General features: G+C 69.6%; 22 protein-coding genes. 11 read left to right on the forward strand and 11 right to left on the reverse strand.

Annotated elements, in window-relative coordinates; genetic code table 11:
- Positions 1-27: 27 nt before the first annotated feature.
- Positions 28-1,689 carry an aa3-type cytochrome oxidase subunit I gene (ctaD, locus tag ABD830_RS21405; protein WP_378521038.1) on the reverse strand — a complete coding sequence of 554 codons (1,662 nt, stop codon included), beginning with the start codon at positions 1,687-1,689 and terminating at the stop codon, positions 28-30.
- Between the two features lie 151 nt (positions 1,690-1,840).
- On the opposite strand from ctaD, the gene ABD830_RS21410 reads away from it, so the two are divergent.
- Entirely contained in the window at positions 1,841-2,242 is a 402-nt protein-coding gene (locus ABD830_RS21410; protein ID WP_344989962.1) for a response regulator transcription factor, read from the forward strand.
- Here ABD830_RS21410 and ABD830_RS21415 read toward each other — a convergent pair.
- The 6 genes from ABD830_RS21415 to ABD830_RS21440 form a co-directional block, all read right to left on the reverse strand.
- A complete protein-coding gene (locus tag ABD830_RS21415) occupies positions 2,239-2,898 on the reverse strand; it encodes a response regulator (RefSeq protein ID WP_344989965.1) in 660 nt (219 codons plus the stop codon). The genes ABD830_RS21410 and ABD830_RS21415 overlap by 4 nt on opposite strands.
- 51 nt (positions 2,899-2,949) lie before the next feature.
- Complete coding sequence (locus ABD830_RS21420; protein WP_344989967.1) at positions 2,950-4,356, reverse strand: CHASE3 domain-containing protein; 1,407 nt, start codon at positions 4,354-4,356, stop codon at positions 2,950-2,952.
- Between the two features lie 160 nt (positions 4,357-4,516).
- On the reverse strand, positions 4,517-4,771 hold the full coding sequence (locus ABD830_RS21425; protein ID WP_344989970.1) for a hypothetical protein: 255 nt from the start codon (positions 4,769-4,771) through the stop codon (positions 4,517-4,519).
- A gap of 203 nt (positions 4,772-4,974) precedes the next feature.
- Positions 4,975-5,340, reverse strand: a complete 366-nt coding sequence (locus ABD830_RS21430) for a YybH family protein (RefSeq protein WP_344989972.1) — start codon at positions 5,338-5,340, stop codon at positions 4,975-4,977.
- A 35-nt stretch (positions 5,341-5,375) separates the two neighbouring features.
- On the reverse strand, positions 5,376-5,591 hold the full coding sequence (locus ABD830_RS21435) for a hypothetical protein (protein ID WP_344989975.1): 216 nt from the start codon (positions 5,589-5,591) through the stop codon (positions 5,376-5,378).
- Positions 5,592-5,616: 25 nt separating this feature from the next.
- Positions 5,617-6,324 carry an SDR family NAD(P)-dependent oxidoreductase gene (locus ABD830_RS21440; RefSeq protein WP_344989978.1) on the reverse strand — a complete coding sequence of 236 codons (708 nt, stop codon included), beginning with the start codon at positions 6,322-6,324 and terminating at the stop codon, positions 5,617-5,619.
- 164 nt (positions 6,325-6,488) lie between these two features.
- Here ABD830_RS21440 and ABD830_RS21445 point away from each other — a divergent pair, with 164 nt between their 5' ends.
- The 8 genes from ABD830_RS21445 to ABD830_RS21480 all read left to right on the forward strand — a co-directional run bounded on the left by ABD830_RS21445 (position 6,489) and on the right by ABD830_RS21480 (position 12,665).
- Positions 6,489-7,427 (forward strand): LysR family transcriptional regulator, encoded by a 939-nt coding sequence (locus ABD830_RS21445; protein WP_344989981.1) that lies wholly within the window; start codon positions 6,489-6,491, stop codon positions 7,425-7,427.
- Between the two features lie 56 nt (positions 7,428-7,483).
- A complete protein-coding gene (locus ABD830_RS21450; RefSeq protein ID WP_344989984.1) occupies positions 7,484-8,137 on the forward strand; it encodes a TetR/AcrR family transcriptional regulator in 654 nt (217 codons plus the stop codon).
- A 35-nt stretch (positions 8,138-8,172) separates the two neighbouring features.
- Positions 8,173-9,111: an alpha/beta hydrolase gene (locus ABD830_RS21455; RefSeq protein ID WP_344989987.1), complete on the forward strand. Its 939-nt coding sequence runs from the start codon at positions 8,173-8,175 to the stop codon at positions 9,109-9,111.
- Positions 9,112-9,327: 216 nt separating this feature from the next.
- Entirely contained in the window at positions 9,328-9,930 is a 603-nt protein-coding gene (locus ABD830_RS21460) for a TetR/AcrR family transcriptional regulator (RefSeq protein ID WP_344989990.1), read from the forward strand.
- Complete coding sequence (locus ABD830_RS21465) at positions 9,921-10,202, forward strand: hypothetical protein (protein WP_344989993.1); 282 nt, start codon at positions 9,921-9,923, stop codon at positions 10,200-10,202. Before ABD830_RS21460 ends, ABD830_RS21465 begins: the two co-directional genes overlap by 10 nt.
- Positions 10,203-10,308: 106 nt before the next feature.
- Complete coding sequence (locus ABD830_RS21470) at positions 10,309-10,731, forward strand: DUF4267 domain-containing protein (protein WP_344989996.1); 423 nt, start codon at positions 10,309-10,311, stop codon at positions 10,729-10,731.
- Between the two features lie 201 nt (positions 10,732-10,932).
- Complete coding sequence (locus ABD830_RS21475; protein ID WP_344989999.1) at positions 10,933-11,379, forward strand: DUF2871 domain-containing protein; 447 nt, start codon at positions 10,933-10,935, stop codon at positions 11,377-11,379.
- A gap of 131 nt (positions 11,380-11,510) precedes the next feature.
- Complete coding sequence (locus tag ABD830_RS21480) at positions 11,511-12,665, forward strand: glycerophosphodiester phosphodiesterase (protein ID WP_344990002.1); 1,155 nt, start codon at positions 11,511-11,513, stop codon at positions 12,663-12,665.
- Between the two features lie 12 nt (positions 12,666-12,677).
- Here ABD830_RS21480 and ABD830_RS21485 read toward each other — a convergent pair whose 3' ends face one another.
- The 4 genes from ABD830_RS21485 to ABD830_RS21500 all read right to left on the reverse strand — a co-directional run bounded on the left by ABD830_RS21485 (position 12,678) and on the right by ABD830_RS21500 (position 15,065).
- Positions 12,678-12,950: an amidohydrolase family protein gene (locus ABD830_RS21485; protein WP_344990005.1), complete on the reverse strand. Its 273-nt coding sequence runs from the start codon at positions 12,948-12,950 to the stop codon at positions 12,678-12,680.
- A gap of 127 nt (positions 12,951-13,077) precedes the next feature.
- Complete coding sequence (locus ABD830_RS21490; protein WP_344990008.1) at positions 13,078-13,869, reverse strand: SAM-dependent methyltransferase; 792 nt, start codon at positions 13,867-13,869, stop codon at positions 13,078-13,080.
- Positions 13,870-13,992: 123 nt separating this feature from the next.
- Complete coding sequence (locus ABD830_RS21495) at positions 13,993-14,430, reverse strand: acyl-CoA thioesterase (protein WP_344990011.1); 438 nt, start codon at positions 14,428-14,430, stop codon at positions 13,993-13,995.
- 2 nt (positions 14,431-14,432) lie between these two features.
- Positions 14,433-15,065: a TetR/AcrR family transcriptional regulator gene (locus ABD830_RS21500; protein WP_344990013.1), complete on the reverse strand. Its 633-nt coding sequence runs from the start codon at positions 15,063-15,065 to the stop codon at positions 14,433-14,435.
- A gap of 103 nt (positions 15,066-15,168) precedes the next feature.
- On the opposite strand from ABD830_RS21500, the gene ABD830_RS21505 reads away from it, so the two are divergent.
- Both ABD830_RS21505 and ABD830_RS21510 read left to right on the forward strand, forming a co-directional pair.
- On the forward strand, positions 15,169-15,795 hold the full coding sequence (locus ABD830_RS21505) for a TetR/AcrR family transcriptional regulator (RefSeq protein ID WP_344990016.1): 627 nt from the start codon (positions 15,169-15,171) through the stop codon (positions 15,793-15,795).
- 80 nt (positions 15,796-15,875) lie between these two features.
- A complete protein-coding gene (locus ABD830_RS21510; protein ID WP_344990019.1) occupies positions 15,876-17,462 on the forward strand; it encodes an FAD-dependent monooxygenase in 1,587 nt (528 codons plus the stop codon).

Genomic DNA, 17,462 nt, shown 5'->3' on the forward strand with positions numbered 1-17,462 from the left:
GATGCGGCGATCTACGACGGCAGAGGTTTACGACGGCGGGAGCTCCGCCTGCGGCTCGGCGGGCAGCGGCGGTCTGCCGGTGTGCGGTACGTGCAGGTCGAAGGCCGGGCGTTCGGAGCGGATGCGGGGCAGAAAGGTGAAGTTGTGCCGCGGCGGTGGGCAGGAGGTGGCCCACTCCAGCGAGTTGCCGAAGCCCCATGGGTCGTCCACGGCCACCTTTGGCGAGTGGCGGTAGGTCCAGTAGACGTTGTAGATGAACACGAGGGTCGAGGCCCCCAGCAGGAACCCGCCGACCGAGGAGATCTCGTTGAGCGTCGTGAACCCGTCGGCCGGGCTGTAGTCGGCGTACCGGCGCGGGAAGCCGAGCACGCCGAGCCAGTGCTGGATGAGGAACGTCGTGTGGAAGCCGATGAACAGCAGCCAGAAGTGCAGCCTGCCCAGCCTGTCGTTGAGCATCCTGCCGGTCATCTTCGGCCACCAGAAGTAGAAGCCGGAGAACATCGCGAAGACCACGGTGCCGAAGACCACGTAGTGGAAGTGGGCCACCACGAAGTAGGTGTCGCTGATGTGGAAGTCCAGGGGCGGCGAGGCGAGGATGACCCCGGTGAGCCCGCCCAGCAGGAACGTCACCAGGAAGCCGACCGCGAAGAGCATCGGCGACTCGAAGGACAGGTGACCGCGCCACATCGTTCCGGTCCAGTTGAAGAACTTCACCCCGGTCGGGACGGCGATGAGGAACGTCATGAACGAGAAGAACGGCAGCAGCACCTGTCCGGTGACGAACATGTGGTGGGCCCACACGGTCATCGACAGCCCGGCGATGGCGATGGTGGCCCCGATCATGCCGATGTAGCCGAAGAGCGGTTTGCGGCTGAACACCGGGATCACCTCGGTCACGATGCCGAAGAAGGGCAGCGCGATGATGTACACCTCGGGGTGGCCGAAGAACCAGAACAGGTGCTGCCAGAGCATCGCGCCGCCGCTGGCCGCCTCGAAGACGTGGGTGCCGAGCTTGCGGTCCGACTCCAGCACGAGCAGCGCCCCGGCCAGCACCGGGAACGCCATCAGCACCATCATGCTGGTCAGCAGGGTGTTCCAGGTGAAGATCGGCATCCGGAACATGGTCATGCCCGGCGCCCGCATGGAGATGATGGTGGTGACGAAGTTCACCGAGGTGAGAATGGTGCCGAGACCGCTGAGCGCCAGCCCCATCAGCCACAGATCGCCGCCGACGTTGGGGCTGAAGTCCACGGTGGACAGCGGTGTGTAGGCGAACCAGCCGAAGGGGGCGGCGCCGCCGGGCGTGCAGAAGCCGCTCACCACGATCAGCCCGCCGAACAGGAACAGCCAGTAGCCCACCATGTTGAGCCGGGGGAAGGCGACGTCGGGGGCGCCGATCTGCAGGGGCATGATGAAGTTGGCGAACCCGGCGAAGAGCGGGGTCGCGAACAACAGCAGCATGACCGTGCCGTGGATGGTGAAGAGCTGGTTGAACTGCTCTGCCGTGACGAACTGCAGCCCCGGGGCGACCAGCTCGGCCCGGATCACCATCGCCATGACCCCGGCCAGGAGGAAGAACAGGAAGCTGGTCGAGAGGTAGAGATATCCGATCACCTTGTGGTCCGTGGTGGACGCCACCGAGGCGATCAACCGCCCGGTTCTGGCCCGGCGGCCGGCCGGGGTGGGGATCGTGGGCTCCGGCTGCGGCTCGATCTTGGTCACGACGTGTTCCCTCCGACGGCTGCCGGGGGGACACGAATCGGACTTCCCGCTCCGCCGTATGGCTAATCGATCCGGACCCTTAGAAGTCGGTCATGTTCGGAGATTCCAGCTAGCTGCAATGCGCGGAGAGGTACCCTGCTGCGATTCTGAACGTGTGGGTCTGTGCTGTCTGATCGTCGACGACAACGATCACTTTCTCCAGGCGGCGAGGCAGCTCCTGGAGCATGAGGGGATCGATGTCGTCGGTGTGGCGTCTACGGGCGCCGATGCGCTGGCGCGGTTCAAGGAACTGCGCCCGGACATCGCGCTGGTCGACATCGACCTCGGTGGAGAGAGCGGTTTCGACGTGGCGCAGCGGTTGCTGGAGGCACAGAACGGCCATCGTGCGAACGTCATCCTCATCTCGGCGTACGACGAGAGCGATTTCGCCGACCTGATCTCCGAGAGCCCCGCGATCGCGTTCCTGCCCAAGTCCGAGCTCTCGGCGCGGACCATCCAAAGGATCATCGGCGTCGCCTAGCGGGACTCGAGGAAGGTGAGCACGGCGAGCACGCGCCTGTGGTCGTCCTCAGTCTCAGGCAGCCGCATCCTGGCCATGATGCTGCGTACATGCTTCTCGACCGTGCCCTCGGTGATCCACAGCCGGTGGGCGATCCCGGCGTTCGAACGGCCCTCTGCCATCAGCGAGAGGACCTCGCGTTCCCGCTCGGTGAGGGTTTCCAGCGGGTCGTCCCTGCGGCGGGCCGCGATGAGCTCCTGGACCAGGCTCGGGTCGACGACCGAGCCGCCCTGGGCGATGCGCCGCAGCGTCTCGACGAAGTCGCCGACGTCGATCACCCTGCTCTTGAGCAGGTAGCCCACCCGGCGCCCCGCGGCGATCAGCTCCATCGCCTGCTCGACCTCGACATGCGCCGACAGCAGCAGGATGCCCGTCCCTGGCGACTCCTCCCGGATGACCCGGGCCGCCTCCAGGCCCTCCGTCGCGTGTCCTGGAGGCATCCGGATGTCCACGACGACGAGGTCCGGTTTCCGCTCGCGGACCAGAGCGAGGAGCCCGGGCGCGTCCCCCGCCTGGCCGACGACCTCGAACCCCGAGCTCGTCAGCAGGCTCGCGAGCCCCTCACGCAGCAGGACGTCGTCGTCCGCCAGCGCCACCCGCGTCGCACTTGCGTCCACAAACCTTCTCTGCCCGCCTGAGCTGCGAGGATTCAACGGATGCTGAACTGCCTACACGCCGGCGACAGGGAGATCGACGACAAGCGTCGTGCCCCGGGCGGGCGGGCTGGTGATGGTCATGCTCCCGCCCAGCGCCTCGACCCGGTCGGTCACTCCGACCAGGCCCGACCCTCCGCCGGCCGCCGCGCCGCCCGCGCCGTCGTCGTGTACCTCGAGGTGCAGGACCCCGTCCCTGGCCTCCGCCCGCACCTTCGCGACCGTCGCTCGGGCGTGTTTGGCGGTGTTCGCCAGCGCTTCGCAGACCACGTAGTACGCGGCCACTTCGACCGGTTCCGGCAGCCGGGCGGGCACGTTCACATCGAGCTCGACCGGGACCGGACTGCGGCGGGCGAGCACCTTCAGCGCCGGGCCCAGGCCGGCGCGGCTCAGGATCGCCGGGTGGATGCCGCGGGAGATCTCGCGCAGCTCGTCCACCGCCTCCCCCAGCCCGTCGGCCAGCCGGTCCAGCCGCTCGCCGAGCTCTGCCCGATCTTCCGGGGGCCCGGTCGTGAGCGCGGTCTGGGCGGTGCGGACCTCGAGCGCGAGCGAGACCAGCCGCTGCTGGATGCCGTCGTGCAGGTCGCGTTCGATGCGCCGGCGGGCCTGGTCGGCGGCGGTCACGATACGCGACCGCGAGGCGGCCAGCTCCTCCCGGTTGCGGGCGAGGGTGGCCGCCATCGTGTTGAAGCTGCGCTGCAGGATGCCGATCTCACCGACACCGCGGCCCGGCACGCGCGCCGCGAGGTCGCCGCCCGCCAGCCGCCCGGCGGTCGCGGCCACGCGGCGTACCGGTGCGACCACCGCGCGCGTGAGGTAGGCCGTGTACGCGGCGATGAGCGCGATGGAGGCGATCAGACCCGCCGCGCCGACGGCCCCGGCGCGGCGCGCGGCCTCGTAGGAGCTTCGCTGCTGGGCCTCGAGCAGCGACTGCTCGGCCGCCACCAGCGCGGTGAAGTCGGCGCGGATCGCGTCCACGCGCCGCTCCCCCTCGGCCACCGCCGTGACCGTGACCGCGCCGGGGCCGCGGCGGGCGGCCTGCACGAGCGGCTTCGTGTAGTGGTCGATGTACGAGGTGCCCGCGGTCACGATCCGGTGCACGCGGCCCCGCTGCGCGGGATTGTCGGCGACCAGCCTCTCCAGCTCGCCGGTCTCTTTGGGATATACGGCGACGGCCTCCCGCCACGGCTGAAGGAACCGCTCCTGACCCGTGAACGCGTATCCGCGCAGGCCCGTCTCCATGTCCATGATCCGGCGTTCCAGCCGGTTGGCCACGACCAGGACCTGGGTGGAATGCCCGGCCCGGAGCTGTGAACGGCGCATGCCGGCCATCGAGTACAGCAGCATCACGAAGGTGGCCCCGACGACCAGCGCGAGCACGATCCCCGCGGCCACCGCGCGCTGGGTCAGGCCGCTACCCACGCCAGCCCCCGGTCTGTGTGCCGACCTGGGCCTACTCCCCCTGCCCGGCCCAAGCCTCTGCACAAAAGTCTATCGCCCACCTCGACGCGGACGACAAGGCCGGTCACTGTCGGTATGCGGACCGCCTTTCCGAGAGGGCCGGCGTGGGATCAGGCGGGGGTCACCGGCAGCCGCTCCGCGTGCAACTGGTGCCGGTGAGGTACGTCCAGGCCCGGCGGCCGTTCTGCTGCAGGAGATCCACGGTGACCTCGGTGATGCCGCCGCGCTGGTCGAACTGGCGGCTGAAGCCGTGGCCCCTCGTCCCGGAGCAGGCCACCCGCTCGGCCTGTGCGACGAGCTTGTGCCCGTGCCAGAACTTGTAACGCGCCTTGGCGCAGTTGTCCTCGGTCGCCTTCAGCGAGGCGCCGATCTGCACGGTGCGGTTGTACCAGATGATGTTGCCCTTGAGGGTGTTTTCACGACTACCCCTTCTGCTGTCTGTCGCTGTTGACCTTGCACCCTTCTTGGATGCGGGCGGCGTCGGGGAATGTTCGTGAACGAATCCGGGCAATTCAGTGAACCCTCGCCGTCAGATCGCCACCGCGCCCGGCCTGCGGGTCAGCGACGCTGACCGAGACCTCAAGGAAGGCGCGAGACCTGGTAGTGGCTGATGAGCCAGTCGTCGCCCACCCGCCGCGCCATCACGCAGAGGTTGACGGTCAGGGTCGGCCGGTCCCTGAAGGCGAAGTCCACGCTCATGTAGCCGAGGACGAGGTCATCGGCCGGCCGCCGCGTTTCCAGGATGGAGTACGCGGCGGTCAGGCCGATCGGCTGCGCCTCGTAGTACTCGGCGACACCACCGGGACCGACGCTGTACGGGTGCAGGCCCTGGAAGATCGCGTCGTCGGTGAAGTACGAGGCCACGCGCTTGGAGTCGTGTGCGTTGACCGCGGCCTCCCACCGGTCCAGGACGTGGTGAAGAATCTGGGTCTCGGTGTCGGCCATGCTGCTTTCTCCTGTTCGGCGAGGTGTGACGGGCGTCAGCCCTCGGCTGCGGCACGCCGGGCCGCATGGACGCGGCGGGGCAGAGGGCCGAGGTGGTGCGGGAAGCGATGGCGCAGCGCGCCCGCGGCGGCCACGGCCAGCGCGACCAGGGCGGCGCCGACGAGCAGCGCCGGACGGTAGCCCTGGTGCAGGAGCGGGGTCACCACCACGTCCGCGCCCCCTCCCGTGGCGTGCTCCGCTACGGAGGTCAACGTGTGCCTTTCTTGCTGAGCGGACTCAGTGACCGGCGATCTGGCCGCCGTCGACGTGCAGGATCTCGCCCGTGACGAACGACGCCGTCTCGATGTAGACGATCGCGTCCACGATGTCCTGGATCTCACCCATCCGGCCGACCGGGTGCAGGCGAGCAAGGAACTCGTGGGTCTCGGCCGGGTGCATCGGGGTGCGGATCACGCCGGGTGCGACCGCGTTGACCCGGATGCCTCGCGAGGCGTACTCGATGGCCAGCGATTTGGTGACCGAGTTGAGTCCGCCCTTGGTCAGCGCCGCCAGCGCGGCCGGCACGTTGCTGTCGGCGTACTCGGCCAAGGTGGTGGTGATGTTGACCACGTGTCCGCCGCCCTGGGAGAGCATCACGTCGAGGGCCTGCTGCGAGATCTCGAAGAACCCCCGCAGGTTGACCCCCGTCACCAGCTCGTAGTCCTCGTCGGTGTACTCGGTGAACGGCTTGGACACGAACACGCCGGCGTTGTTGATCAACGTGTCGACGCGGCCGAACGCGTCGAGTGCCTCCCCGATGACGCCCGCGCCGACGGACGGGGCGGCGATGTCGCCGGCGGCGGTCCGGACCATGGGGTCATCGGAGGGTGTGATCGTTCGAGCGTTCGCGACGACCGCGTAGCCGAGCTTGCGGTACGCGGCCACCAGTGCCGCGCCGATGCCTTGGGACGCGCCGGTGATCACGGCGACTTTGGGTGTGCTCATGGGTTTCTCTTCCGGCTGCTATGGCATGGCCGGCCTCCGGCTGCGGGCGAGGGGCGGCTCTCGGGATTCAGTACTCAGATAGTGCGTCAACCGGCGGCGATCTCGCCACGACCGGCATTCTCCCTGCTGGGAGGCGCATCCTCTTACCAAACTACGATGGGCGGATGGAGCTACGCCAGCTGCGTTACTTCGTCGCAGTGGCCGAGGAGCTGAACTTCGGCCGGGCCGCGGCCCGGCTGCGCATCGCCGGCCCGTCGCTCTCCCAGCAGATCAAGGCGCTGGAGCGGGACCTCGGCGTACGCCTGTTCGACCGGGACCGCCGCTCCGTCACGCTGACCACCTCGGGGCAGGCACTCCTGCCCCAGGTCCGGGCGCTGCTCGGCCAGGCCGACGAGCTGCGTCGCTCCGCGTCCGGCATGGCCGCCAGCGAACCGGTCCGGCTCGGCTACGTCAACTGGCGGCCGCCCGACCTGGCCGCCCGCGTGTCCGGCGTCGCGCAGCTGCACGTCGACGCCTGGGTCATGCCGTCGCACACCCAGGCCGCCCGGGTCGCCGACGGCAGCATCGACCTGGCCATCTGCTGGGTGCGTACCGACGATCTGGCCGCCCATGACCTCGAGGCCCGGCTGATCGGCGCGGACCCGCTCTTCGCGATCTCCACCGGCCCGGACGCGTCCCCGGTCCAGGCCAGGGACACGCTGGTGCTGCTGGACGACGACACCGCCACCTGGGACTCGTGGAACCGCTATGCCGAGGAGTTCTCCCGTGGCACGGGAGCCCGCGCCGTGCGCATCTCCGACGGGGGCGTCACCGGCGCGGCCTTCTTCGACCACGTACGCAGGCTCCGCCGCCCGGTCGTCAACTCACCGAAGGGTCAGGCCGTACCGGTCCCGCCCGACCTCCGCAGACGGCCGGTGGTCGACCCGACGCCGTACTGGACCTGGGCCCTCGTCACCCGGCGCGGTGAGACCCGCAAGGCCGTACGGGCCACCGTCGAGGCGCTGACCCGTGACGTCGGCACGCTCGGCCTGGACGCCGGCACGGCCTGGCTGCCGGCCGGCGACCCGTTCCGCGTCCCCGGCCCGGCCGGCCCCACTCACTGACGGAGGGGTCGGCGAGCGGCGGACGGCCCCGCCCGGCTGTGTGAGGATCCGTGTTCGTGGAAGCTTCTGAGATGAACACCTCCGCCGACGACGGCTCACCAGGACAGGCAGGCTACCGGCGCTCGGCGAGGTCGCCGCGCGGCGAGGCCAGGCGCCGCGAACTCCTCGACCGGGTCACCGACGATCTCGCGGTCAACGGGCTGGTGGACTTCTCGCTCCGGCGGGCCGCGCGTGCGGCCGGCACCACGCACAAGGTGCTGCTCTACCACTTCGACGGGGTCGACGACCTGCTCAAGCAGGCCGTACTCAAGCTGCGTGACAGGCGCACCGTCAACGCCATGGCCGCCGCCACCGCGGGACCCCCCGACCGGACGCTGGCCGCTCGGGTACGCGCCATGTGGCCCATGCTCAGCGGGGACGATCCGGGCCTGCGCCTGCTCGACCAGGCCATCGGCCTGGCGATGTACGACCCCGGCCGCTACGGCTGGCTCGGCCGGGAGGCGTCGCGGCTCTATCTGCCCTCATTGGTGTCGCTCTGTCCGGTGAGCTGGTCCGAGCAGCGCAAGTTCGAGGTCGCCGAGATGGTCCTCGGGACGCTCCGAGGCTTCCTGGTGGAGTGGCGGACCAGCCGGGATGCCGAGGGGATCGCCGCCGGGTTCGAGGCCTTGGTCCGTGCGCTGGAGCGAGAGGAGGCCGCGGCGTCGGCTTGATGGACAATTTGCGAACCAGATGGTTCACTTTAGCCATGACATCAGCAGAGGCCGGCGCGCGGCAGCCGGTTCGCTTCGTCAGCGGCGACACCGAATGCGCCGCCTGGCACTATCCCGGAACGAACGGCGCATGTGTGATCATGGCCGGCGGGTTCGCGGTGCCCAAGGAGCCGGCCACCGACCTGTTCGCCAGGCGATTTCACGATGCCGGTTTCAGCGTTCTCGCCTTCGACTACCGCGGCGTCGGGGAGAGCGGCGGACAACCGCGTCTGGTTCTTCCCGTCAAGAACCAGCTGGCCGACTGGGAGGCCGCGATCGCGTTCGCCGCGAGCCTGCCTGGTGTGGACCCCGGCAGGCTCGCGCTGTGGGGATTCTCCGCTTCCGGCGGTCACGTCATCCGTGTGGCGGCACGCCATCCGCGACTCGCGGCGGTGATCGCCCAGACGCCGAACGTCGGCGGCCCGGCCGCCATGCGCAGCGTGACGAGCCACCAGAAACCGCTCGCGATGCTCCGCTTCACCGGCAGGGCCGTCGCCGACGCCGTCGGCGCCCTCGTCGGACGGCGGCCGCTGCTGGTGCCGCTCGCCGGCGAGCCGGGAGCTGTCGCCATGCTGGTCACGCCGGACGTCCTGGACGGCCCGGGCGCGCTCGACCCCGACAACAGGCACCCGGACTGGCAGCAGAAGGTCGCGGCCCGCTCCGCGCTCCGCCTCGCGTTCTACCAGCCCGGCCGCGACGCGTCCCGCGTACGGAGCCCACTGCTCGTCCTCACCTGCGATCAGGACCAGACCGCTCCCCCGGGACCCGCGATCGACGCGGCGCGGCGAGCGCCCAGCGCGGAGCTGGTCCGCCTGCCCGGCAGGCATTACGCGCCTTTCGTCGAGATGCACGAGCAGGCCGTCGAAGCCGAGCTGTCGTTCCTCCGCCGGCACCTGCTCGATCAGCTGACCGAAATTGCGACATCGGATCTTTAACCCGACTTGCGGTTCAAGGCGAGCAGGCTGGCTTCTTGCGCGCGGGGTGGCGCTGAGCTGGGGTGCCGGTTCGTCCCCGAGATCGTCCCGGACCTGCCTTGGCACCCGGACTACGTCCATCGGGATCTTCCTTTCCGAATACGAAACTTGTGTTGCGTAATTGCCTGGGGCGGCTGTAGCCTCTATTTCGCTACCTCGGTACCGGAATAGGAGGGCATGATGGCAGCTCGCGGACGCCCGCGTGACACGCAGGTGGACGAGCGTGTGCTGCGAATCGCCGCCGCCTTGATCTTCGAGCGCGGCTACGCAGGCCTGTCCATCGATGAGGTGGCCGAGCAGGCGGGCGTGGCCAAGACCACGCTGTACCGCCGCTGGCCGACCAAGGACCACTTGGCCGTCGCGGTGGTGGCACGGCTGCAGGCCGACCACGAGATCGTCGAGACCGGCGACATCCGAGCCGACCTCGTCGACAATCTCGACAAGGTCGCCACCGCGCTCAACCGCATGCGCGCGGCAGGCGGCCGCGAAGGCCCATCCGCGGGGGTCGCCGGCGAGCTCGTGGCGGCCGCAGCCAGGCACGAGGACATCGGCAAGCTGGCCCGCCAGCAGTACGCCGAGCGCAACGCCCTCGGGATCGCCCTGATCGAGCGGGCACGCGTGCGCGGCGAGCTGCGCGCCGACCTGGACGCCGAGGTGCTGTTCGACCAGCTGTCCGGCGCTCTCTACTACCGAGTACTGATCACAGGAGCGCCGGTCGACAGAGCCTACGCAGAACGGCTCGTGTCCTCCGCGCTCGAAGGGAGCCTGACATGTCAATGATCGTAGAAACGGCGATCGTCCGCGAGATCGACGCCGAGACCATCATCTCGCCCGCAGCCACCGGACGACTGCTGCTCGACTCCAGCGACACCGGCGGCGCGCTGAGCACCATCAGGATGACGCTCGCCGAAGGCGCGGACGGCGCCGTGCCTCACCACCACACCACCTCGACCGAGCTGTTCTACATCTTGGAGGGCAAGGCCCGCGTCCTGACGGGCGAGGAGATCGTGACATGTGCTCGACCGCCTGCGCAGGGGCGAGGCCACCCTTGAGGAACTGCTGGCCTCCCAGGACTTGTACGACAACCACTTCCTCGACAGCCCTGCCTGGACACGCGACCGCCAGGCGTCACCCCACCAGCATTGAGGGAGATGCTTGATGTCCGCAAAACTGCCATCTCGTACCACGATCGGTACTGTTCTCGCTTTCGTCGGCGCCCTGTTCATCGGCTATGTCGGGGTGAGTTACCTGCTGGCTCCCCAATCCATGGCGCCCAACTTCGGCCTACCGAGCTGGCCGCACGGCGAGGGTGCGGGATTCCTTGCCGTCAAGGGAGCCCGGGACCTGGCGTCCGGCCTGGTGATTCTCACGGTCCTGATGACAGGCAACCGCCGCGTCCTGGGGTGGGTCATGCTGGCTACGGCGCTCACCCCGATCGGCGACATGTTCATCGTGCTGCTCTCCGGCGGAGACCCCGCAACCGCCTTCGGCGTCCACGGCGCCACTGCCGCGGCAGTCGTCCTTGCCGGCGGCCTCGTGCTCAGCGGTCCCCGAACCGGGTCACCGCAACCCGTCGCCTGACAGCCAACCCAACGGTGCGGATTCCGGCCCACAGGCTGGGCCATATCCCGCAGCGGCACTCCGTCACGCCGGAGCCTGACCCCATGCCACTCAATCGTGAGCGACCAGGACCCGGCGACACCCTGAAACGCAATCCCGATACTGCCTCAAGATGAGACCGGACCATGGTCCGGCCCTGCATGAGAGTGAAGGTCAGCACACATGAGGAAGATCCTCAACTTTGCCCACTTCTACATGATCCTCGGTGTGGTCAGCGGCTTTTACTACCGCGAGATCACCAAGCTGAACGACTTCACCGGCGACACGCAGCTCAGCGTCGTGCACACGCACCTGCTCGCGCTCGGGATGCTCTTCTTCCTCCTCGTCCTCGCCCTGGAGAAGCTGTTCGCGTTGACCTCCAGCCGCCTGTTCGGCTGGTTCTTCTGGATCTACAACGCGGGCCTGGCGCTGACCGTGGCCATGATGACCCTCCACGGGACCCTGACGGTCCTGGGCCACGGCAGCAACGAAGCCATCGCGCTGGCCGCCGGACTGGGCCACATCCTCCTGACCGTGGGCCTGATCCTGCTGTTCGTCACCCTGGGCAAGCGCATCCCTGCCAAGCAGGCGGCCCACCCCGCCGAGGCGGCCGAGCCTTCGACCGTCTAGCCGAGGTTGGCTCGAGTTTGTCACCGGAAATTTCGCCATTATTGGTCCATAACGGCATTTCGGTCCTTACCATAATGGCCGCGGTGATCACCGGTGAGAGTCTCCGGTGCGGACACCGCAGGGAGTCCCACGTGCGTAAGATCGCAGCCACCACCCTCGCCGTCCTCACCCCCCTGGCCGCGGCCGGCGCGGCTCCGGCCAGGGCAGAGGCCGCCCCCGACCGGTCGCAGGTCGTCATCATCGGCCACCGCGGCTCGGCGGGCCACCGCCCCGAGCACACGCAGGGCGCGTACGAGCTGGGCGTGGCCCTGGGCGCCGACTGGATCGAGCCCGATCTCGTGCCGACCAAGGACCACGTGCTGGTCGTCAGGCACGAGAACGAGATCTCCGGCACCACCGACGTGTCCCTGCACCCCGAGTTCGCCGCGCGCAAGACCACCAAGGTCGTCGACGGGCGCAACGTGACCGGGTGGTTCACCGAGGACTTCACACTGGCCGAGCTGAAGACGCTGCGCGCGGTCGAGCGGCTGCCCGCCATCCGCCAGCGCAACACCGTGTACAACGGCTACTACCAGGTGCTCACCTTCCAGGAGGTGCTCGACCTGGCCAAGCGGCTCTCGCATCAGTACGGCAGGCAGGTCGGCGTCTTCCCCGAGACCAAGCACCCGACCTACTTCAGGTCGATCGGGCTGCCGCTGGAGGAGCCGCTGATCGAGACCGTCAAGCGCAACGGGCTCAACCGACCGAACAGCCCCGTGGTGGTCCAGTCGTTCGAGCCGTCCAGCCTCAAGCGGGTGGCCAAGGACCTGCGCGTACCGCTCTGGCAGGCGCTGGGCACCACCGGCCGTCCGTACGACCTGACGGCGGCCGGGGACCCGACGACCTACGCGGACATGATGAAGCCCGCAGGGCTGGCGAAGATCGCGGAGTACGCGCAGTGGATCGGGCCGGACAAGTCGTCGGCGATCCCGGTCAACCCGGACGGCAGCTCGGGCACCCCGACGACGCTGGTGTCCGACGCGCACAAGGCAGGGCTGAAGATCGGCGTGTACACCTTCCGCAGCGAGAACCAGTACCTCCCCCTCCAGCTGCGCCGCGGCCAGAACCCGATCGACCACGGGGACGCGCCGGCGGAGTACCGCGCGCACCTGGACCTGGGCGTGGACGCCTTCGTCACCGACTACCCCGACGCCGCCGCCCTGGTGAAGGGCGAGCGGGGCAAGCCGCACAAGCCCGTGCAGCCGCAGCAGTTCGACAACGGCCTGCCGGACGAGGGCCAGGCGTAGCCGTACGGGAGCTCAGCGGACGATCCGGCCGCGGTGGATGACGCGGACCGGGGTGTGCAGGACGGCGAGGTCGGAGCGCGGATCCACGTCGTAGGCGACCAGGTCGGCGGGAGCGTCGTGGCCGAGCCCGGGGAAGCCGAGGAAGGACCGCGCGGTCCAGGAGGCCGCGCCGATCGCCGCCGCGGCGGGCATGGGGGCCGCCGCCAGGTGGCGCACCTCGCCGGCCACCCGTCCGTGCGGGAGCTCTGGCGTCCCGTAGCTGTCGGTCCCGGCCAGCACCGTCACCCCGGCCTCGTACGCGGCCGAGACCAGCGACCCCAGGCGGGCGTGGGCCGCCCGGAACCACTCGCGGAACCGGTCGGACCCTGAGGCACGGGCGACCTGCTCAAAGGTGTCCCATCCGGATGCTCCGCTAACCCTTGCGGGCGATGCCGCCGTACATGAGCCGCTGCCCCACGGTCAGGTTCGCCGGCGCCGGCTCGTCCGGTCGCCACAGCGGCAGCGGGACGAGGCCCGGCTCCAGCAGTTCGAAGCCGTCGAAGAACGCGGTGATCTCCTCCGGGGTCCGGAACCGGCCGGTGCCGAGCAGCGCGAGGAACTTCTTCTCCGCGTCCCGGGCCTCCTGGCTGGAGTCGCAGAAGTGCGTGATGAACAGGTGGCTGCCCGGCGGCACCGCCGCCATGTACGCCTCGACGATCCCCTTGGGGTCCTCGTCGTCGTGCAGGTGGTGCAGGATGCCGACCAGCATCACGCCCACGGGCCGGTCGAAGTCGACGAGCTCGCGAACGGCCGGGTCGGCGAGGATCGACGCCGGGTCGCGCAGGTCGGAGGTGACGACCGCGGTGTTCTCGTTCTCCGCCAGCAGCGCCCGCCCGTGTGCCAGCACCATCGGGTCGTTGTCGACGTACACCACCCGCGCCTCCGGGTTCGCCCGCTGCGCGACGTGGTGGGTGTTCTCCACGGTCGGCAGGCCCGAGCCGAGGTCGATGAACTGGGTGACGCCCTCGGCGCACATGAACCGGACGCCCCGGCCGAGGATCTGCCGGTTGTAGGTGGCCACGTCGTAGATCTCGGGGACGACCTTCACGATCTCGGCGACGAAGGCGCGGTCGACCTCGAAGTTGTCCTTCCCGTTCAGGACAACGTCATAAGCCCTGGCGATGCTGGGCCTGGTCGTGTCGATGCCGGCCTTCCATGCGTCCAAGCTGTCCCCCACCGGACTGTCCCTTCTCGCGGCTCCGGGCTTCCAGGTACCGATGATCATAGGGCTACGGGACGTGGCGAAATGCGACTTTCTGCCACAAGCTTGCTCGATCCAGGGTGTCGGTCAGCATGCCGCCACCGTCCGGAGGAGAGGTCCGGCGGCGGTACGCAGTTCGTCGCTGAACGGCGCCGGCCGCAACGTGGCCGGGTCCAGGTTGACGTTGACCCGGTAGCCGTCCGCGTGCACCACCGCCTGGTCGGCCGACAGCACGCGGAAGCCGTACACGCCGCTGGTGCGGCCCATGCGCTCGAGCCAGAAGTGCACCAGCGGCTCACCCGCCCCGGCGATGGGCGCGTGATAGGTCACCTTGAACTCGCGTACGGCGAGGAACACGTCCTTGAACGCCGACCGCGCCGGATCGGGCGCCCAGCCGAGGCGCTGCCAGTACGCGCCGATCGCCCGCTCGACCAGCAGGGCGTACCGGGAGTTGTGCAGCAGGCCCATGGCGTCGAGATCGTCGAAATGCACCTGCACGGGCTCGTAGACACCGTCGTCAGTCATGATCAGTTCTCCGGGAGAAGTGCTGGGTGGGGGCAGAGCGCGCGCAGGCGTTGCAGGACGGCGCGGCGGGCGTGGAGGAGCGAGTCCGGCCCGTCGTGCAGGCGGGAGTGGATGATGACCATCTCGCCGAGGGCGTCGATCTCGTACGCGAGCTGCGCCGGGTCCACGCCCTCGGCCAGTTCGCCCAGCGCGACGGCCTCCTCCACCTGCCGCCGGAGGAACTCCTGCCATTCGCACATGGACCGCGCGACGCGGTCGTGCACGGCCCCTGGACGGTCGTCGAACTCGGCCTGCACGGTGAAGAAGAAGCACCCGCCGGGCAGCACGCCGTCGTCGTAGAACCTCAGCCGCGCCTCGTGCAGCGCGAACAGCCGCCGCACGCCGGCGGGGGCCTGCATGGCCGGTGCCACCACGTGCTCGGTCCACTGGCGCGCGGCCCACTCCACGGCGTCGAGCTGCAGCTGCTCCTTGTCACGCCAGTGGGCGAAGAAGCCGGACTTGCTGGTGCCGGTCGCCGCCGCCAGCCGCCCCAGGGAGAGCCCGTCCAGCCCTTCGACCGAGGCCAGGCCCACCGCCTGCTCCAGGATCGCCTCCCGGCTGCGCAACCCGCGCAGCCGCCGGCCGTCTTGTGTCATGGGCCCAAACTATATTAACGACCGATCGTTTGTATACATGAGCAGCCAAAAAATTGCGCATCACGCATCTTTTCGAGTCGCGCAAATTGAGTACTGTGGTCGCGTGAGCATCGAAGGCGTCGGCGAAGGGCTGCGCGAGCGCAAGAAGCGGGCGACCCGCATCGCGTTGAGCTGGGCGGCCATCCGCCTCTGCGCGGAGCGGGGGCTGGACAACGTCCGCGTGGAGGACATCGCCGCCGAGGTCGGCGTGTCTCCTCGCACGTTCAACAACTACTTCTCCAGCAAGGGCGAGGCGATCGCCTTCCGGCATCTGGAGCGCGCCCGGCAGATCACGGAGGAGCTGCGCGCCCGCCCGGCGTCCGAGCCGCTCTGGGAGGCGATCACCCATGCGGTGCTGACACGGTTCGGGCTTGGACAGGAAGCCCACATGGAGGACACCGACGTCCAGCAGTGGGCCTCCGCGCTCCGCCTGATGCTGGCCGAGCCGGCGCTGCAGGGCGAGACACTCAAGGCGGACGCCCAGGCCGAGGCCGAGCTGGCCGCCGCCGTCGCCGAGCGCACCGGGACCGACCTCATCGGCGACCTGTATCCCCGCCTGGTCGCCGCCTCCGTCGGGGCCGCCCTCAGGACGGTCATGGGCCACTGGATGCACGCCCGCTCCCCCGCCCCCATCACGGACCTGCTGATCGACGCCCTCCGGCAGGTGTCGGCGGGGCTGCCCGTCCCCTGACGCGAACCCCGGCGAACCCCACTCTGAGCAACCGGCACGCCGCCGGTCGCCCCGTCATGCCCATTTTCAGGAGGAACACCATGTCTGCCGATGTCGTCATAGCCGGAGGAGGCCCGAACGGGCTGATGCTGGCCTGCGAGCTGAGCCTCGCCGGAGTGCGTCCGGTGGTGCTGGAGCGGCTGCCGGAACGCACCGGCGAGAACCGGGCCAACGGCCTGGTCGGCCAGGTGGTCCGGCTGCTCGAACGGCGCGGCCTGTACGAGCGTCTGAGCGGTTCCAAGGAGCCGCCGCAACCGGCTCCGGGCTACGTGTTCGGCGCGCTGCCGCTGGACCTGAGCATGCTGGAGGACAATCCGCTCTATCTGTTGGGGGTACCGCAGCCGCGCATCGAAGAGGTCCTGGAGGAGCGCGCGGTCGAGCTCGGCGTCGAGATCCGCCGGGGACACGAGATCACCGGGCTGTCACAGCAGGACGATGCGGTCACGGTCGAGGTCATGGGACCGGCAGGCGCGTACCGGATGGACGCCCGCTACCTGGTCGGGGCGGACGGCGGCGGCAGCCTGACGCGCAAGCTGGCCGGCATCGGCTTCCCCGGCGTGACCAAGGACAGCACGGTCTCCCGCACCGTGCACGCCACGGTGCCGGATTCGATGCTCGATCCGGCCACGGGCGGGCTGAACGTGCCCGGCCACGGGCACATCCCGCCTTTCATCCACCACCGCACCGAACGCGGGTTGTTCGTGTACGCCCCGTTCCCCGGCAGGACGCCGTTGGTGGCCACCACCGAGTGGCCCCAGGACCCACCCGGCGACGAGCGGCCACTGTCCCTGGACGAGATGCGCGACAGCGTCCGCCGGGTGCTCGACGCCGATGTGCCGCTCGGCGAGCCTGACGGCGAAGGCCCATTCCTGCGGCGCACGCTGCTCGGTGGCAACACGCGCATCGCCGACCGGTACCGGGAGCGCCGGATCCTACTGGTCGGCGACGCCGCGCACGTGCACAGCGCGATCGGCGGCCCCGGGCTCAACCTGGGGCTGCAGGACGCGGTCAACCTGGGCTGGAAACTCGGCGCCGAGATCCGCGGCTGGGCCCCGCTCGGGCTGCTGGACAGCTACGAGACCGAACGGCGGCCGGCCTCCGAACGGGTGGTCATGCACACGCAGTCCCAGTCGGCGCTGATCACCCCGGGCGCCGAGATCACGGCGCTGCGCCGGCTGTTCACCGAGCTCCTCGCCGACCGGCGCAACGTCCAGCACATCGCGGACATGATGGCCGGTGCCGACATCCGCTATGAAATGGGAGCAGGTGACGCCCACCCCTTGATCGGCCGGTGGACCCCTGACCTGCTGCTGGACACCGGAGCCGCCCCCGTCCGGCTCGCCGGCCTGACCGGGGAGGCCCGCCCCCTCCTGCTGGATCTGACCGAGCAAGGATCACTCGCCGAGGAAGCGTCGGGATGGCGCGACCGGGTGGACGTCGTCACGGCCCGCCTGCACGAGCCGGTCACGACGCGCCCCCATGACTCCGCCGCGTCCGTCACCGCACTGCTCCTGCGCCCGGACTGCTATGTCGCCTGGGCCTCGGCGTCGCCCCGCCCCGGCCCCGACGACCGCGACACCCTCCGCACGGCCCTGTCACGATGGTTCGGGGCGTCGCTCGCAGCCTGA

This window comes from Nonomuraea helvata, assembly GCF_039535785.1.
GTDB lineage: Bacteria > Actinomycetota > Actinomycetes > Streptosporangiales > Streptosporangiaceae > Nonomuraea > Nonomuraea helvata.

What these genes read in the sequence shown, in the direction of transcription:
- ABD830_RS21430 (WP_344989972.1), bottom strand. Translation starts at nt 5,340, where the DNA reads ATGGCCGACACCGAGACCCAGATTCTTCACCACGTCCTGGACCGGTGG.
- ABD830_RS21440 (WP_344989978.1), bottom strand. Translation starts at nt 6,324, where the DNA reads ATGAGCACACCCAAAGTCGCCGTGATCACCGGCGCGTCCCAAGGCATC.
- ABD830_RS21455 (WP_344989987.1), top strand. Translation starts at nt 8,173, where the DNA reads ATGACATCAGCAGAGGCCGGCGCGCGGCAGCCGGTTCGCTTCGTCAGC.
- ABD830_RS21445 (WP_344989981.1), top strand. Translation starts at nt 6,489, where the DNA reads ATGGAGCTACGCCAGCTGCGTTACTTCGTCGCAGTGGCCGAGGAGCTG.
- ABD830_RS21510 (WP_344990019.1), top strand. Translation starts at nt 15,876, where the DNA reads ATGTCTGCCGATGTCGTCATAGCCGGAGGAGGCCCGAACGGGCTGATG.
- ABD830_RS21470 (WP_344989996.1), top strand. Translation starts at nt 10,309, where the DNA reads ATGTCCGCAAAACTGCCATCTCGTACCACGATCGGTACTGTTCTCGCT.
- ABD830_RS21475 (WP_344989999.1), top strand. Translation starts at nt 10,933, where the DNA reads ATGAGGAAGATCCTCAACTTTGCCCACTTCTACATGATCCTCGGTGTG.
- ABD830_RS21410 (WP_344989962.1), top strand. Translation starts at nt 1,841, where the DNA reads ATGCGCGGAGAGGTACCCTGCTGCGATTCTGAACGTGTGGGTCTGTGC.
- ABD830_RS21495 (WP_344990011.1), bottom strand. Translation starts at nt 14,430, where the DNA reads ATGACTGACGACGGTGTCTACGAGCCCGTGCAGGTGCATTTCGACGAT.
- ABD830_RS21465 (WP_344989993.1), top strand. Translation starts at nt 9,921, where the DNA reads ATGTCAATGATCGTAGAAACGGCGATCGTCCGCGAGATCGACGCCGAG.
- ABD830_RS21460 (WP_344989990.1), top strand. Translation starts at nt 9,328, where the DNA reads ATGATGGCAGCTCGCGGACGCCCGCGTGACACGCAGGTGGACGAGCGT.
- ABD830_RS21500 (WP_344990013.1), bottom strand. Translation starts at nt 15,065, where the DNA reads ATGACACAAGACGGCCGGCGGCTGCGCGGGTTGCGCAGCCGGGAGGCG.